Origin of the sequence: Nocardioides asiaticus, assembly GCF_040049175.1 — a bacterium.
GTDB classification, from domain to species: Bacteria; Actinomycetota; Actinomycetes; order Propionibacteriales; family Nocardioidaceae; genus Nocardioides; species Nocardioides cheoyonin.
Genome location: NZ_JBDZDM010000004.1, coordinates 197,241 through 214,012, shown reverse-complemented (window position 1 = coordinate 214,012; position 16,772 = coordinate 197,241). Strand labels below are relative to the sequence as shown.

At 71.7% G+C, this 16,772-nt stretch carries 15 protein-coding genes; all 15 read left to right on the top strand.

Translation table 11 applies throughout. The features are described from left to right. The first annotated feature begins 32 nt into the window (after positions 1 to 32). The 15 genes from ABLE53_RS16030 to ABLE53_RS15960 all read left to right on the top strand — a co-directional run bounded on the left by ABLE53_RS16030 (position 33) and on the right by ABLE53_RS15960 (position 16,772). Positions 33 to 2,219, top strand: coding sequence for an acyltransferase family protein (locus ABLE53_RS16030; RefSeq protein ID WP_348860025.1), 2,187 nt, complete (start codon positions 33 to 35; stop codon positions 2,217 to 2,219). Positions 2,220 to 2,371: 152 nt separating this feature from the next. After that, a complete protein-coding gene (locus ABLE53_RS16025) occupies positions 2,372 to 3,736 on the top strand; it encodes a hypothetical protein (protein ID WP_348860024.1) in 1,365 nt (454 codons plus the stop codon). Between the two features lie 70 nt (positions 3,737 to 3,806). Further along, entirely contained in the window at positions 3,807 to 4,706 is a 900-nt protein-coding gene (locus ABLE53_RS16020) for a glycosyltransferase family 2 protein (RefSeq protein WP_348860022.1), read from the top strand. 126 nt (positions 4,707 to 4,832) lie between these two features. Further along, the gene (locus ABLE53_RS16015; protein WP_348860021.1) at positions 4,833 to 6,221 is read left to right on the top strand and encodes an endonuclease/exonuclease/phosphatase family protein; all 1,389 of its coding nucleotides are present in this window, start codon (positions 4,833 to 4,835) and stop codon (positions 6,219 to 6,221) included. A 137-nt stretch (positions 6,222 to 6,358) separates the two neighbouring features. Next, on the top strand, positions 6,359 to 7,588 hold the full coding sequence (locus ABLE53_RS16010) for an acyl-CoA dehydrogenase family protein (RefSeq protein WP_348860020.1): 1,230 nt from the start codon (positions 6,359 to 6,361) through the stop codon (positions 7,586 to 7,588). A gap of 96 nt (positions 7,589 to 7,684) precedes the next feature. Next, positions 7,685 to 7,855 (top strand): DUF5302 domain-containing protein, encoded by a 171-nt coding sequence (locus ABLE53_RS16005; RefSeq protein WP_348860018.1) that lies wholly within the window; start codon positions 7,685 to 7,687, stop codon positions 7,853 to 7,855. A gap of 106 nt (positions 7,856 to 7,961) precedes the next feature. Next, positions 7,962 to 9,152: a hypothetical protein gene (locus ABLE53_RS16000; RefSeq protein WP_348860017.1), complete on the top strand. Its 1,191-nt coding sequence runs from the start codon at positions 7,962 to 7,964 to the stop codon at positions 9,150 to 9,152. Then, the gene (locus ABLE53_RS15995; protein ID WP_348860016.1) at positions 9,145 to 10,098 is read left to right on the top strand and encodes a glycosyltransferase family 2 protein; all 954 of its coding nucleotides are present in this window, start codon (positions 9,145 to 9,147) and stop codon (positions 10,096 to 10,098) included. The genes ABLE53_RS16000 and ABLE53_RS15995 overlap by 8 nt, the downstream gene beginning before the upstream one ends. Positions 10,099 to 10,176: 78 nt before the next feature. Further along, on the top strand, positions 10,177 to 11,340 hold the full coding sequence (locus tag ABLE53_RS15990; RefSeq protein ID WP_348860014.1) for a hypothetical protein: 1,164 nt from the start codon (positions 10,177 to 10,179) through the stop codon (positions 11,338 to 11,340). A 28-nt stretch (positions 11,341 to 11,368) separates the two neighbouring features. Beyond that, positions 11,369 to 12,418, top strand: a complete 1,050-nt coding sequence (locus ABLE53_RS15985) for a MaoC family dehydratase (protein WP_348860013.1) — start codon at positions 11,369 to 11,371, stop codon at positions 12,416 to 12,418. 64 nt (positions 12,419 to 12,482) lie between these two features. Further along, positions 12,483 to 13,973: a peptide MFS transporter gene (locus ABLE53_RS15980; RefSeq protein WP_348860012.1), complete on the top strand. Its 1,491-nt coding sequence runs from the start codon at positions 12,483 to 12,485 to the stop codon at positions 13,971 to 13,973. Between the two features lie 47 nt (positions 13,974 to 14,020). Then, entirely contained in the window at positions 14,021 to 14,575 is a 555-nt protein-coding gene (locus tag ABLE53_RS15975) for a histidine phosphatase family protein (RefSeq protein ID WP_348860011.1), read from the top strand. 32 nt (positions 14,576 to 14,607) lie between these two features. Further along, positions 14,608 to 15,243, top strand: coding sequence for a DUF6758 family protein (locus ABLE53_RS15970; protein WP_348860010.1), 636 nt, complete (start codon positions 14,608 to 14,610; stop codon positions 15,241 to 15,243). A gap of 54 nt (positions 15,244 to 15,297) precedes the next feature. After that, positions 15,298 to 16,173 (top strand): PHP domain-containing protein, encoded by an 876-nt coding sequence (locus ABLE53_RS15965; RefSeq protein ID WP_348860009.1) that lies wholly within the window; start codon positions 15,298 to 15,300, stop codon positions 16,171 to 16,173. Beyond that, a complete protein-coding gene (locus tag ABLE53_RS15960; RefSeq protein ID WP_348860008.1) occupies positions 16,170 to 16,772 on the top strand; it encodes a MarC family protein in 603 nt (200 codons plus the stop codon). Before ABLE53_RS15965 ends, ABLE53_RS15960 begins: the two co-directional genes overlap by 4 nt.

Below are 16,772 nucleotides of genomic sequence, written 5' to 3'. Positions count from 1 at the left end.
GTCACCGCCGCCAGGCTGCCGGATCGCCAAAGATGGGGGACTCGATCATCGCGACGACTCAGACCGGGTCCGCAGCGGCGGTCCAGAACGGGTCGGTCGCGAGCTCGCCCGCCCCCGCGGGAGCCTCCCGCCGACTCTTCCGCGGTGACATCCAGGGCATGCGGGCGCTCGCCGTCCTGCTGGTGATCGTGTCCCATGCCGGCTTCTCCTCCGTGGCCGGCGGTTACGTCGGAGTCGACGTCTTCTTCGTCATCTCCGGGTTCCTGATCACCGGCCTCCTCGTGCGCGAGGTCGACACCTCGGGCAGGCTCTCCCTGCTCGGGTTCTACGCCCGCCGGGCACGCCGCATCCTGCCGGCGGCGGTCCTCGTCCTGGCCGCGACGGCCGTGGCCGCGACGCTCCTCCTCCCGCTCGTGCGCGCCGTCGAGATCTTCAAGGACGCCTGGTGGGCCGCCTGCTTCGGCGCCAACCTCAGGTTCGCAGACATCGGCACCGACTACTTCGCCCAGGACCAGCCGACCTCGCCGCTGCAGCACTACTGGTCGCTGTCGGTCGAGGAGCAGTACTACGTCGTGTGGCCGCTGGTGATCCTCGCCCTGCTCGGGCTGTGGCGGCGGCGGGGACGGCGCCCCTCGCGTCGGTCGCTCGCCCTCGTGCTCGGGGGCGCGGTCGCGGCGTCGCTCGCCTGGTCGGTCCACGCGACCTGGGTGTCGCCGACGTCGGCGTACTTCTCGACGCTGGCGCGCGGCTGGGAGCTGGGGCTGGGCAGCCTGGCCGCCGTGCTCCTCACCGGCCGTGAGTGGCGGGCGCCGCGGTGGCTCGCCGAGCTGCTCGCCTGGGTGGGGCTCGCCGCGATCGCCCTCGCCGCGGTGACGTTCGACGCGCGCACGCACGTGCCCGGCTGGATCGTCGCGGTGCCGGTCGTCGGCGCGGCTCTCGTCCTGGTTGCCGGAAGCGCCGAGGCAGGGTCGCGCACGACGCCCTTCCGGTTACTCTCCCTCCGGCCGGCCCGGGTCCTCGGCGACTGGTCCTACTCGCTCTACCTCTGGCACTTCCCGATCCTGCGCATCGCCGAGGACCACTACGACGAGCGCACGCTGTCCCACGCCCACCTCGCCGCTGCGCTCGTCCTGATCTTCGGTCTCAGCGCGCTGTCGTACCACCTCGTCGAGGAGCCGTTCCGGCGCCGGGGCCGGCTCCTGCGGAGGCCGCGGAACGCCGTCGCGCTCTACCCGGCCGGGCTCGTCGTCGTCCTCGTCGTGACGCTGGCGGGCCGCGGGTACGTCGACCACCAGCTCGGCGTCGGCGGCCACCACGCGGCCATCAGCACCGCCGACTTCGGGCAGCAGCGGTTCAGCAAGGACCCGCAGGTGGCCCTGGTCGAGGCCTCGGTGCTCGCCGCCCGCCAGAGCCGAGCGGTGCCGAGCGACCTGCACCCCTCGCTGCTCGGCCTCAACAAGGACACCGCGTCGCTGGGCGACTGCGACTACCGCACCGGGACCCACAGGCTCTGCCCGGGCGGCGACCCCGACGCCGACCGGACGATCGTCCTCATCGGCGACTCGCACGCCCGTGCCTGGAGCCCCGCGATCCAGGAGATCGGGAAGGCGCACGGCTATGCGACCTACAGCCTCGTCTACAGCGGCTGCCCGGCCCTGCAGGTCGACCAGGTGGACACCGACACCGACCGGGTGTGGGACGCGTGCAACGAGTTCAAGAGCTGGGCGCTCGACACGGTCCGCGACCTCCACCCGGACCTCGTCGTCGTGGTCAGCGCCGCGCTCGCCCCGGTGCTCGATCCCGACGGCGACCAGGTCGGCTACACCGAGGACCGGCCCGAGTTCGTCCGGACCGTCACCGACGGCATGCGGGCCGAGCTCGAGCGGCTCGAGCCGCTGGCCGACCGCGTCGCGGTGGTCGCCAACACCCCGAAGCTGGAGCGTGAGCCGGGTGTCTGCCTCACCTCGGGCCACGCCGACCTCGGCGACTGCGCCTTCCGGCCGGCGGCGGTCCGGGCCAACATCCAGCGCGGCTACCTCCGCGAGGCCCGCGAGACCGGCGCCGCCGCCGTGGACGTCTCGAAGTGGTTCTGCGCCGACGGGCTGTGCCCCTCGGTCGTCGGCGACACGGTGACGATGCGCGACAAGGAGCACGTCACCCCCGAGTACGCCCGCGAGCTCGCCGAGCCGCTCGCCGCGGCGCTCGGGGTGACCGGCTGAGCCGGTCCCGGCGGCCCCCGCGGCGCACCCGTACGGACCGCCTCGCGAATTACAGATCTGTAGTTGCTCGGTTCCGGTTGCACGGGGCTGGTGTGACTGCTGGGATCCCTGGTGACGGATGTAGTTCGCGTGACGAATCGAAAGGCCCGACCGTGAGAATGCCCCGCCTCGCTGCGCCGCTCGGGCGGCCTGTGGGCCGCGCCGCCCTTCCCTCCGCGCTCGCAGTGCTGGCGCTGCTGTCGGCGGGCGTGCCCGGGGCCGCGCGCGCCGCGACCTCGTCCACCACCGCGGCCACACCGCCGGCGACCACCGAGATCAAGGTCGTCCAGGGCAACATGCGCTCGCCCCAGTCCGTGCAGCACTTCCAGGCCGACGTACGGACGGTGATGGCGCAGAAGCCGGACTTCATCACCTACAACGAAGTCGCCTACCGCGACGACGCCGTGCTCGCGCCCGGCTCCTACGACCTGTTCCGTACGCCGGGGAAGTACACCGGCGAGACCGCCGTGGCCTGGAACGGCGCCACGTGGACGGCGCTCGACGAGGGCACCTTCATGGTCAGCGACAAGCGCGGGAAGACCGCCCGGCAGAAGGTCGAGCTCGGCCGCCGCTACGCGAGCTGGGCGACGCTGCAGAACGCCGCCGGCACGGTCGTCTCGGTCGTCTCGGTCCACACCGCGCCGGACGAGAAGCCGGTGAAGGGCCTGCTGCGGCCCTCGGTCACGCGGCTCGGGAAGCTCGTGGCCGAGCTCGCGAAGTCGGGGCCGCTCATCGTCGGCGGCGACTTCAACGTCCAGTACGACAGCAAGGCCTACAAGGCGGCCGGCTTCGACGCCGCCGGGCTGACCCCGACGTACGACATCACCGGTCGGGCGCCCGCGACCGGCGACCACCGAGGCGCGACGATCGACTACCTCTTCCTGCACCGGGCCTCGCAGTTCGCCGTGCAGAGCCAGTACGTCCGCGAGATCAACTCCGACCACGACCTCCTCGTCGGCGCGTTCGGCCTCGCCACCGGCCAGGCGCCGACGTTCGTGCCCGGGACGATCGCCAACGACCCGAGGCGCGACCCGGGCGCCGCCGTGCGCCAGGTCATCGCCGTCCTCGACAAGGCGCCCGAGGGTGCCTCGGTCCACCTCGTCAGCCGGCACCTCTACGGCCCCGCGGTCCGCCGGGCCATCGAGAGCGCCCACGCCCGCGGCGTGCACGTGCAGCTGATCACCGGCGACAGGAGGCAGACCGCCCTCGAGAAGCGGTACGCCGTGATGCTCGGCGGCAACGTCCACAAGAAGAGCTTCGCGGTCAACCGGCCGCAGGCGTGGAAGACCGCGAGGCTCCCGAACGCCGGCGTCCTGGCCAGCGTCAGCGGCGGCACCCCGGCCGTCCGCGTCGACCTCAACCGGGCGCTCATCCCGAAGAACCAGCGGCTTCCCACGACGGCCCACGTCTGGACGACCAAGGCGCCGTACGACGACCTCTTCGTCCGGTTCTTCAAGGCCGTCGGCCGCACGGTCTGACCCGCTCCACCGCCGGGGGCGCCGCCCGCTATATCGTCGGGGCCTGCACGTCGGCGGGAGGAGACGGGGTTTGAGCAGCGCGCTGCCGCGGGTGGCCGCCGTGACGATGGTCCGCAACGAGGGCCGGATGCTGCGCAAGTGGCTCGACCACTACGGCGGCCAGCTCGGCATGGACAGCGTCGTGGTCGTCGACGACAGCTCCGACGACGGCTCGACCGAGGGCCTCGACTGCCGGGTCGAGCGGATCAGGCCGATCAAGGGCGAGTTCGAGCCGGCCCGGATGCGGATCGTGAGCAAGGTGGCCGCGAAGCTGCTGCGACGGCACGACGCCGTCGTCTTCGCCGACGCGGACGAGTTCATCGTCCCCGACCCGGCGAAGTACGCCGGGCTGCGCGAGTTCGCCGCCGCCCGCCGCGGCTCCCAGGCCGTCGGCGTCATGTGCCTCAACGTCGTCCACCACGTCCCGACCGAGCCGCCCCTCGACTACGGGCGGCCGTTCCTCGACCAGCGCCACCTGGTGAAGTTCGTCCCGCTGTTCTGCAAGCCCGCGCTCAAGTTCGTCAGGAACGAGTGGACGACGGCCTCCCACGGCATCCGGGGGGCGTCGTACGCCGTCGACCCCGAGCTGTTCATGTTCCACATGAAGTTCGCCGACCGCGACCACCTCGCCCGGGTCGCCGCCCACCGCCGCTCGATGGTCGATCTCGACGGCCGCGCGGCTGCGACGAGCTGGCAGTTCACCAGCGACGAGATGCTCGACCTGCTGGACCGGCTCAACGCCGAGGTGGGGGCCGACCTCGGCCCCGACCTCGACAAGGTCGCCGACTTCGTGCCGAACCCGGCGCGGCTCGCCGAGATCGTCACGACCCTCGACAACGGCATCACCCGCTCGACCGGCGCCCGGATGGTGCCGGCGATGGAGCGGCGGCCGTTCCGTCGGATCCCGGCGCGCTTCCGCGGCGTCGTCTGAGGGCTCCCGCGGCCCACGGAGTCCGAGCCTGAACTACAGATATGTAGTTCCCCCGATGTCCTTGCGCTGGGACTGGTGTGACTGGTGTTATCAATGGGCCCTTAGTGACGAATCCTCGGAGTGGCCATGCGTTTCCAGTGTCGATCCCGGTTCCAGCGACTCCCGCTCGCCCTGCTCCTGGGGGCAGCGCTGGTGGCGCCCGCCGCACTCCACGCGGGCTCCGCGTCGACCGGGCCGGTCCTGCGTGAGGCAGCGGCGAAGACCTACTCCCCGCCGAAGTACCGCTTCGTGCAGGCGAACCTGAAGGCGGGCACCCCGGTCAGGAAGTTCCAGGCCGACGTCCGCACCGTGCTGGGAACCAACCCCGACTTCGTCACCTACAACGAGGTCCCGAGGCGGCACGACAGCGTGCTCGCGCCCGGCAAGTACGCCATCTGGCGCACCCCGGGGCAGTACAAGGGCGCGACCCCGGTCGTGTGGAACTCCAAGCGGTGGAAGCTCCTGCGCAAGGGCACCTTCATGGTCAGCAACAAGCACGGCAAGACCAAGAAGCAGCGCGCGCAGCTCGGGATCAGGTACGCCAACTGGGTGACGCTCCGCAACCGCACCGGCGGACGGGTGCTGTCGGTGGTCTCCGCCCACATCGCGCCGTACGAGAAGCCGGTCAAGGGCCTGCTGCGGCCCTCGCTGCGCCGGCTCGACAAGCTCGCCGACAAGCTCGACGACAGCGGCCCCGTGCTCATCGGCGGCGACTTCAACGTCCCGTACAACGGGGGGCTGTACCCGCGCGGGCAGCTGTACGACGAGCGGTTCGTGCCGACGTACGACGTCCTGCAGAGGCGCGAGGTCACCGGTGACCACCACGGCGCGACGATCGACTACCTCTTCCTCCGGGGCGCCGCGAAGTTCTCGGTCTCGAGCCAGTCCACCCGGACGCTGAACTCCGACCACAACGCGCTGGTCGTCGACCTCTGCAACGTGCCCACCGGGGGCACGGCGGACTCGTCGTACCGCTTCGGCAACGGGACGGTCCAGAGCGAGCCGAACGGGCCGCGCAGCGGCCAGCGGGTGCTGCTCCGGGTCGTGCAGAAGGCGGTCAACAGCGCGCCGAAGGGCGCCGCGATCCACCTCGCGACCCACCACCTCGAGTCGCGCGGCATCGTGACGGCGCTGAGGAAGGCCTACGCCCGCGGCGTCCACGTCCAGCTGATCACCGGCGACTCGCCGCGCACCGGCACGGAGGAGTCCCTCGCCCGACTGCTCGGATCGAACGTCAACAAGAAGAGCTGGGCGGTCAACCGGCCCAACGTCTGGCCGTCGCACAAGGAGAAGCTGCCGCCGTCGGTCCTGCTCGTCAGCCGGACCGGGAAGACGCCGGCGTTCCGGCTCGACGCGCCGTACTCGATGATCCCGGAGACCGCCGACGTGGTGGTGCGGTTGCAGCTGCGCACCAGCCGGACGTCGTACGACCGGCTCTTCCGGCCGTTCTTCGCCGTCGTCGGCCGGAAGGTCTGAGGCGAGCGCGGCCGGGTCCGCCGAACCGTCCCGGCGTAGGATCCGCCGCGTGGGCCTGTGGCAGGCGTCACGCGGCGGACTGCGTTAACGGACGATAACCTCCGAGGGTCCCGACCACCACTCATCGAGGAGCACGCATGGGTCGCCTAGCCGAGACCGACGGCCTGACCGACATCCAGGAGGAGATCCTGAAGACGGTCCGCCAGTTCGTGGACGAGAAGATCATCCCGGTGGCCCAGGACCTCGAGCACAAGGACGAGTACCCGACCGAGATCGTCGAGGGGCTCAAGGAGCTGGGGATCTTCGGGATCATGATCCCGGAGGAGTACGGCGGGCTCGGGGAGTCGCTGCTGACCTACGCGCTGTGCGTCGAGGAGATCGCGCGCGGCTGGATGAGCGTCAGCGGCGTGATCAACACCCACTTCATCGTGGCCTACATGCTGATGCAGCACGGCACCGAGGCGCAGAAGCAGAAGTACCTCCCCCGGATGGCGACCGGCGAGGTCCGCGGCGCGTTCTCGATGTCGGAGCCCTCGCTGGGCTCGGACGTGTCGGCGGTGTCGACGAAGGCGACGGTTTCGACACGCTCAACCACCGGAGCTCCGGAGTCGTACTCCATCACCGGCCAGAAGATGTGGCTGACCAACGGCGGCTCGTCCAACCTGGTGGCGGTGCTGACACGGACAGACCATTTGGCGGACGAGGACGCGGCCTCGGTCTACAAGAAGATGACGACCTTCCTGGTCGAGAAGGAGCCCGGCTTCGGCGAGGTGGCTCCCGGGATCACGGTGCCGGGCAAGATCGACAAGATGGGCTACAAGGGCATCGACACCACCGAGATGGTGTTCGAGGGCCACCAGATCCCGGCCGACCAGATCCTCGGCGGGGAGCCGGGCAAGGGCTTCTACCAGATGATGGACGGGGTCGAGGTGGGCCGGGTCAACGTGGCCGCGCGGGCCTGCGGGCTCGCCATCCGGGGCTTCGAGCTCGGCATCGCCTACGCCCAGCAGCGGCAGACCTTCGGCAAGCCGATCGCGCAGCACCAGGCGATCCTGTTCCGGCTCGCGGAGATGGCGACCAAGGTGGAGACCTCCCACGCGATGATGGTCCGCGCCGCCCGGCTCAAGGACGCCGGCAAGCGTAGCGACGTGGACGCGGGGATGGCGAAGATGCTCGCGAGCGAGTACGCCAACGAGGTCGTCGAGGACTCCTTCCGGATCCACGGCGGCTACGGCTACTCCAAGGAGTACGAGATCGAGCGGCTGATGCGCGAGGTCAAGTTCATGCTCATCGGCGAGGGCACCTCCGACATCCAGAAGATGATCATCGGCCGCCAGATGCTGAAGGCGTACGCCGCCAAGGGCTGAGCTTTTCGGGTCGATTTGTGACGGCCGAGGTGTCAGGGTGGAGACCCAGGCACCTCGGCCGTTTGCACAACCGGTCGGTCACCAGTGGAGGACGCGATGACGAACGACGACCTGAAGGCGAAGATGCGGGAGGCACTGGAGAAGAAGAAGTCCTCCTCGCACGCCCACGCCGAGGCCGCCGACGCGAAGGAGAAGGCGCACGGCTCCGAGGTCGTGGGTGGGGCACCGAAGATGCACCGCCGCAAGGCCGGCGGCGGAGGCTCCTGACGACGTCGGGCACGTTGTCCACGTGTCGTTCACCAGCCTGGCGCCGAGAGGACCCCTGTAGTCCTTACACTGGGCCCGATCTCGACGACGGGCAAGAAGGAACGCGGTGGCCAAGAGAGTAGTGCTCCACATCGGGGCGATGAAGTCCGGAACGACCTATCTCCAAGCCGCTCTCTACGCCAACCGGGACCACCTGGCCGACCGTGGCGTCCTGCTGCCCGGGAAGCGCTGGGGCAGACAGGTCGACGGCGTCCTGGACGTCCTCGGTCTCGAGCACCACCCGACCGGCCGCAGCGTCGCCGGCAACTGGGCCAAGCTGGCCGACCAGGTGCGCGACTGGAGCGGGACGGCGGTGATCTCGGTGGAGCTGCTGGCGCCCGCCGGGCCGCGGCAGATCAAGCGGATCGCCGAGAGCCTCGGCCGGACGAAGATCGACGTCGTCGTGACCCTCCGCGACCTCAACCGCACGATCCCCGCGATGTGGCAGGAGTCGATCCAGAACGGCCGCAGCTGGCTGTGGGACGACTACATCGCCGACGTCGAGCGCGGTCGCCCGCGGCGGGGGCGTACGCCCGCGGACGTCTCGCAGGCGAGCCAGACCTTCTGGCGCCAGCAGAACGCCGTACGCCTCGCGAACCTGTGGTCGAAGGTCGGGCGGGTCCACCTGGTCACTGTGCCGCATCCGGGCGCCCCCGCCGACCTGCTCATGAGCCGGTTCGCCGATGTCGTCGGCTTCGACCACACCACACTGGAGGCTGCTGCCAGGGCCAACACCTCCCTCGGTGCCGCCTCCACCGAGGCGCTGCGGCTGATGAACCTCGCCCTCGACGAGCGTGACATGCGGTTCCCGGCCGGCATCGGGGTCCGGAAGCGGCACCTCGCCAAGTCGGTTCTGCCCGAGCGGGCAGGGCAGGAGCCGCGGATCGGTGCCCCGCTGCTGCCGTGGGTGGCGCCGTACGCCCGCTTCATGGTCCGCAGCCTGAAGCGACAGCGCATCAGGCTCCACGGCGACTGGGCCGACCTCGAGCCCACCCAGGTCGACGGGATCCACCCGTCGGAGGTGACGCCGGACCAGGTCGCGGCGGCCGCCGTCGACGGCTACCGCGGCCTCTCGAGGATCCTCGCCGCCCTCACGACCGACGCCGTACCCGAGTGGGCGCCGGAGGCGACCGACCCGGCCGCGCTCGTCACCGAGTCGACCAACGCGCTGGCCCACCTCGTCGAGTGGTACGTGCGCAGGCCCTCGCGCAGGCCCGCATCCACCCCGGCGCCGGAGCGGGCGCAGGTCCATGCCTGACCAGCTGCGCGAGACGCTCCGCCCGATGCTCCGACCGGTGGTGAGGCGGCTGCGCGGGCGTCGGCCGGCCCCGGCCCGGGGCCCGCGTGTCGCCGTGCTGACGGTCGCGCGCGACGAGGGCGACATGCTGCACCGCTGGGTCGGCTACTACGGCGGCCAGGTCGGCGTGGAGAACCTCATCGTCTTCGACGACAACAGCTCCGACGGCAGCACGGACCGGCTGCCCTGCACGGTGCAGCGGATCCCGGGCTTCCGGCCCGGGCGGTTCGAGGCCAGCCGGATCAAGCTGGTCAGCGGCGTCGCCCAGGGGCTCCTGCAGACCTACGACGTCGTGGTGTTCACCGACGTCGACGAGTTCATCATCCCCGACCCGAAGCTCCACGACGGCCTCCGGCCCTACCTCCGGGCACGCCGCGAGGTCCCGGTCCTCGCCCCGCTGGCGCTCAACGTCGTGCACCACCCGGGCCTGGAGGGACCGCTCCACCCGAGCCGTCCGATCCTCGGCCAGCGCTCCTTCGCGAAGTTCGCCCCGGTCATGTGCAAGCCCGCGCTCAAGCGGGTGAGCAGCCCGTGGGCGGCCGCCTCCCACGGCGTCATGGCGCCGTACCAGCCGGACCCCGAGCTCTTCATGGTGCACTTCAAGTTCGCCGACCAGGACGCGCTCCGGCGCCAGGCCGACCGCCGCAACGCGATGGCCATGTCGGAGGGCCGCGGCAAGAACAGCTCCTGGTCGGAGACGGGCCAGGACCTCGTCGACCTGGTCGCGCAGGCGACCGCCGGCGTACGCCGCGAGGACGTGCCCGAGTTCGATCCCACCACGGTGGACCTCTCGACGCTGGTGATCCAGGAGGGCGACCTCTACCGGGCGCCACGGCAGGGGCAGGTCCGCGTGCTCAAGCGGAGTCCGCTCGTGCGGGTCCCCGAGCGGCTGCACGGCATCGTCTGACGCGACCGCCGGCGGCGTACCGCCCGCCGCTTACACTGTCCGGCGGTCGGGGGAGACGAGACGACGAGAAGGGGACCGGTGGCCGAGCGGGTCGTGCTCCACGTCGGGGCGATGAAGTCCGGGACGACGTACCTCCAGGACACGCTTCGGGTCAACCGCACCCGGCTGGCCGACCAGGGGGTGCTGCTGCCGGCGGGCGAGCGGGCCGGTGCCCACCAGGCCGCCGCGCTCAACGCGCTCGGACGCGAGACCGACGGGGCGGCCCGCGACCTGCGCGGCACCTGGGACCGCCTCGTCCGGGAGAGCCGCGAGTGGCCGGGCACGGTGGTGATCTCCTCGGAGATGCTCGCCCCCGCCGGCCCGCGCCAGATCGACCGGATCGCGGAGGATCTCGGGCCCGTCGAGGTCGTCCTCACGCTGCGCGACCTCAACCGCAGCATCGTCGCCATGTGGCAGGAGACCGTGCAGAACGGCCGTGCCTGGACCTGGGGCGAGTACCTCCGCGGCGTCGAGCTCGGCCGGCCGGGGACCTGGGACGGGCCGCGGGAGGAGCTGCCGGCCGCGGCGAGGACGTTCTGGCGGCAGCAGGGCGCGGCCCGGCTCGGCCGGCGCTGGTCCCGGGCCGGACGCGTGCACGTCGTCACCGTCCCCCATCCGGGCGCCGCGCCGACGCTCCTGCTCGAGCGCTTCGCCGAGGTGGCCGCATTCGACCCCGGCGGGTTCGAGGCCGCCCGCCGTGGGAACGCGTCACTCGGGGCGGCCTCCACGGAGGTGCTGCGCCGGATGAACGCGCTCCTCGACGAGCGCGGGATGAGGTTCCCGCTCGGTCAGAGGCTCCGCAAGAGGGTGCTCGCGAAGTCGATCATGCCGAGGCTCGGCGTCGAGGACCCGCGTCTCGGCCTGCCCGTGCACGACTGGGTCCGGGAGCACGCCGAAGGCATGACGACGATCCTGCGCGGGCAGGACCCGGTGCTCCACGGCGACTGGTCCGACCTCGAGCCGGTGCCGGTGAAGGGCGTCGACGCCTCGGCCGTGGACGTGGACCTCGTCGCCGCCGCGGCGGTCATGGCGTACCGCCGGTTCCGGCGGAAGGTCGGCGAGGTCGGCGGCCCGGACGAGCTCGCCGGGCTCGAGGACCCGGAGGAGGCCGCGACGGCCGCAGTACGCGGCCTCGCGGACCTCGTCGAGCGCTCCTACCGACAGGCCACGCCCGCCCGACGAGTCGACCGCTACGGTTACTGACCGGTATCAGCGCCATCGAGAGGACGTCATGAGCAAGACCGCTGTCTCCAAGACGGATCCGGGCAACTTCTTCGAGGACTTCACCGTCGGCCAGGTGATCAGGCACGCGACCCCGCGGACCGTCACCGAGGGCGACCGGGCGCTCTACGGCGCCATCTACCCGACCCGGTTCGCGATCCACTCCTCAGCCGCCTTCGCGGCGTCCGTCGGCCTCGCCGCGCACCCGGTGGAGGAGCTGATCGCGTTCCACATCGCCTTCGGCAAGACCGTCCCAGACGTCTCGCTCAACGCCGTCGCCAACCTCGGCTACGCCGAGTGCCGGTTCCACCGGCCGGTCGTCCCGGGCGACACGCTGTCCACCGAGTCCGAGGTCATCGGGCTCAAGCAGAACTCCAACGGGAGGACCGGCGTGGTCTACGTCCGGTCCACGGCGACCAACCAGCGCGGCGAGGTCGCCATCGACTGGGCCCGCTGGGTGATGGTGCACAAGCGCGACCAGTCGGCGCCGGCGCCCGAGACCGTCATACCCGACCTGGCGGCGTCCGTCCCCGCGAGCGACCTCGTCGTCCCCGAGGGGCTCGACTTCACGGCGTACGACGTCGCCGCGGCCGGGGAGCCGCACCGGTTCGACGACTACGAGGTCGGCGAGCGGATCGACCACGTCGACGGGGTGACGCTCACCGACGCCGAGCACATGATGGCGACCCGGCTGTGGCAGAACACCGCGAAGGTGCACTTCAACACCGACGCCCGCCCCGACGGGAGGCGGCTGGTGTACGGCGGGCACGTCATCTCGCTCGCCCGCGCTCTGTCGTTCAACGGCCTCGCCAACGCCCAGCTGATCGCCGCCATCAACGCCGGCGCCCACACCGCCCCGGCCTTCGCCGGCGACACCGTCTACGCGTGGTCGGAGGTCCTCGACAAGGCCGAGACGCCTGCGCCCGGCGTGGGGGCGCTCCGGCTCCGTCTGGTCGCCACGAAGGGCCGCGACGAGTCGATGACACTGCGGGGCGAGGACGGCACGTACGCCGCCGGCGTACTCCTCGACCTCGACTACTGGGCGCTTGTCCCGCGCTGACCCGCGCTGACCTGCGCGGCCGCCGATTTGAGGTGGTCCAGACCGCCATGGCAGCCTCGAACGAGTGACTGAACAGCGGATCTCCGATCGGGAGACGCCTGCGAGCACGAGCCCGGCCACCTCGACCGGGCGCACGTTCTTCGGCCAGCCCTGGACCCTCGCCAACCTCTTCGGCGTCGAGATGTGGGAGCGGTTCAGCTTCTACGGGATGCAGGGCATCCTCCTGATCTACCTCTACTACTCCGCCGCCCGCGGCGGCCTCGGCATCGACGAGGGCGTCGCCGCCGGCATCGTCGGGGCGTACGGCGGCGCGGTCTATCTCGCGACGATCCTCGGCGCCTGGTTCGCCGACCGGCTGATCGGCGCGGAGCGGACCCTCTTCGCCTCGGCAACGGTCGTCATGCTCGGCCACATCGCGTTGGCCGTCGTGCCGGGCCTGGCCGGTGTCGGTGTCGGGTTGGTGCTGATCGCGCTCGGCAGCGGCGGGGTGAAGGCCAACGCGACCTCGCTCGTCGGCTCGCTGTACGCCGCCGACGACGAGCGGCGCGACGCCGGCTTCTCGCTGTTCTACATGGGCATCAACCTCGGCGCCCTGGTGGGCCCGCTGCTCACCGGGCTGCTCCAGAAGGACTGGGGCTTCCACGCAGGCTTCGGCCTGGCCGCGGTCGGGATGGCCGCCGGCCTGGCGCAGTACGCCGTCGGCCGCCGCGGCCTCCCCGCGGAGACCCACCGCGTCCCCGACCCGCTCCCGGCCTCAGGCCGGGCGGCGTACGCCGGCGGGGCCGTGCTGGCGGCCGCCGTGGTCGTCGTGCTGTGCCTCGCGCACGTCATCACCGCCGAGCGGCTCTCCGACATCGTCATCTGGGTGAGCGGGGTCGCCGCGGTGGCCTACTTCGCCGTCATCCTCGCCAGCAGGCACATCACGGGCGTCGAGCGGCGCCGCGTGTGGGCGATGGTGCCGATGTTCGTGGCGAGCGCGGTCTTCTGGTCGCTCTACCAGCAGCAGTTCACGGTCGTGACGATCTACGCCGACCAGCGGCTGGACCGCAACCTCTTCGGCTGGGAGATGCCGGTGTCGTGGGTCCAGTCGATCAACCCGGTCTACATCATCGTCCTCGCCGGCGTCTTCGCGGCGCTGTGGACGAAGCTGGGCGAGCGGCAGCCGTCGACGCCGGTGAAGTTCGGCCTCGGGACGCTGGTGATGGGGCTCGCCTTCTGGGTGTTCCTGGCGATGCCGACCGGACCGCACTCGGTGCCGCTGCTGGGCCTGGCCGGGATCCTGCTGGTCTTCACGGTGGCCGAGCTGCTGCTCTCGCCGGTCGGGCTCTCGCTCGCGACCAAGCTCGCGCCGGAGCGGTTCAGGACCCAGATGGTGGCCCTGTTCTTCCTCTCCGTCGCGCTCGGTACGGCGATGTCCGGCCGGCTGGCGTCGGCCTACGACCCCGCGAACGAGGAGCCGTTCTTCCTCTGGGTCGGGCTGGTGGCGGTCGTCGCCGGCGGCGTACTGATCGCCTGCACGCGGCCGATCCGCGCCCTCATGTCGGGCGTGCACTGAGGGGCGCCCACGGAGGGTCGCCGGGTGCCTCCTGCCACACTCGACCCATGGGTCTGTATCTCGTGCGGCACGGCACCACCGAGTGGAGCCTGTCGGGACGCCACACCTCGACCACCGACCTACCGCTGCTCCCGGAGGGCGAGACGGCCGCGAAGGACCTCGCGCCACGGCTCGCCGGCCGCGAGTTCACAGCCGTCCTGACCTCGCCGCGGTTGCGCGCCCGGCGTACGGCCGAGCTGGCCGGCTTCCCCGACGCGGTGGTCGACGAGGACCTCGCCGAGTGGGACTACGGCGAGTACGAGGGCATCACGACCGACGAGATCCACGAGCGTGACCCGGGCTGGTCGATCTGGGACGGCTACACCCCCGGCGGGGAGACCCCCGGGCAGGTGGCGGAGCGGCTGGACCGGGTGGTCGCCGCGGCGCGGGCGCGCGGGGGTGACACGCTCGTCTTCGCCCATGGCCACAGCCTGCGCGCCCTCGCGGCCCGTTGGCTGGGCGAGCCCGTCAGCGCGGGCCGCAACTTCTGGCTCGGCACCGCGACGCTGTCGGTGCTGGGCGAGGACCGTGGCCAGCCGGTCGTCGTGCACTGGAACTCTTGACCCGCGGCGGCGCTCACGCCACGGTGGGGGACGTGTCTCTCGCGGCCGGATGCCCGCGCTGTCCGACACCGGTCGCGCGGACCGGCACGGACGGGGTCTGGTCCTGCCCCGAGCACGGCCTGGTGAGGCCGGTGTGGCGGAGCGACGAGCCGTCGTACGACGACTTCGTCGACCACCTCACGATGGCCGGGTCGTTCCCGACGTATCTCCCGTGGCCGCTCGGGCCGGGCTGGGAGGTCACCGACTTCGCCGTCGTCGGCGGTGCCCAGGACGCCACAGCGACGCTGACGACGGTGGCCGGCACCAGCGACCTCGACGGCCCGGTCGAGGCGATCATCGTCGCCGAGGAGGCCGGGGTCGGCCTCGGGGCGAGGGTCGCGGGGACGATCGGCGACGACCCGGGACCGGAGTTCGGGGACGGACCCGCGACCGCCAAGCTGCGGATCGGCAGCCAGCAGGTCTCGCTCTGGCCGGTCTCCACCAGTGGCGAGGGGGAGTGGGACCGCTCGGTCGTCGTCGGCGAGGCCGGCGGCCGCTGGCTGTGGCTCATCCTGCGCCCGGCCTCGGCGATGCTGCTGCTGCGCGACGAGTGGATCCTCCGGGACGTCTCGGGCATGGGTGTCTCGCTCGTGGAGCTGCCGTTCGGCGGCCGCAGCGGCAGCTGGTGATGCCAGGTGGTCACGACTCGGTCACGGGCAGGGTCCGTCGTTAGCCTGTGACGCGTGCGCATCGACCTCCACACCCACTCCCGTGTGAGTGACGGGACCGACTCGCCCGCCGAGCTGGTGCGGAAGGCGCACGCGGCCGGTCTCGACGTCGTGGCGCTCACCGACCACGACACCTCCGACGGCTGGGACGAGGCGGTCGCCGCCGCCCGGGAGACCGGCCTCGAGCTCGTCCGCGGCATGGAGATCAGCACCAAGCACGACGGCCACGGCGTCCACCTGCTCGCCTACCTCCCCGACCCGGCGTACCCGCCGCTGGTCGAGGAGCTCGGCCGCATCCTCGGCGGACGCGACGGGCGGCTGCCGAGGATGGTGGAGAGGCTGCAGGAGCTCGGGATCGACATCACCGTCGCCGACGTGCTCGCCGGCTCCGCCGAGGCCGCGGCGTCCGGGCGGCCGCACGTCGCCGACGCGCTGGTGCGCAAGGGCGTCGTACGCAACCGCGACGAGGCGTTCGAGCGCTACCTGAGCGCCGGCCGGCCGGCGTACGTCGGCAGGTACGCCACCCCGCTCGAGACGATGATCCGCATCGTGGCCGAGGCAGGCGGCGTCACCGTCATCGCCCACCCGTGGGGCCGCAGCGGCCGCGAGCGCCCCGACGCCGAGGAGCTCGCCAGGCTCGTCGACGTCGGGCTGACCGGCATCGAGGTCGACCACCAGGACCACACCCCCGAGACCCGCGAGAAGCTGCGCGCGATCGCCCACGAGCTCGACCTGGTCGCGACCGGGTCCAGCGACTACCACGGCGCGGGGAAGCTCGACCACGACCTCGGCGTCAACACGACCCACCCCGACGAGTACGCCCGCCTCCGCGAGCGCGCCTCCGCTGCCGCCGCGGCCTCCGGCCGGCGTACGCCCGAGGTCGTGAGGTGACCTCTCTGGCCGTCTCGGCGTTCGTGACGCTGTTCGTGATCATGGACCCGGTCGGGACGATCCCGATCTTCCTCTCGCTCACCGCCGGCCGGTCGGCCGAGTCCTCCCGCAAGGCGGCCTGGCAGGCGGTGCTGGTCTCCTTCTTCGTGATCGCGGTCTTCGCGCTGTTCGGGCAGGGGATCCTGCACTACCTCGGGATCTCGCTGCCGGCGCTGCAGTGCGCCGGTGGCCTGCTGCTCCTGCTGGTGGCCCTCGAGCTGCTGACCGACAACGAGGAGGTCCCGACCGCGCAGACCGGCACCAACGTCGCCCTCGTCCCGCTCGGCACGCCGCTGCTGGCGGGACCCGGCGCGATCGTCGCGACGATGGTCTTCGCGCGCCAGGCCGACGGGTTCAGCGACGGCCTCGCGCTGGTGCTGGCGTTCGTCGCCGTCCACGTCGTCCTCTGGGCGGCGATGCGGTTCTCGCTGCCGATCCTGCGGCTCATCCGCGAGTCCGGGGTCCTGCTCGTGACCCGCATTGCCGGCCTGCTGCTGTCGGCCATCGCCGTGCAGATGGTCGCCGACGCCGTACGCGCGTTCATCACGGGCGACGCCTGA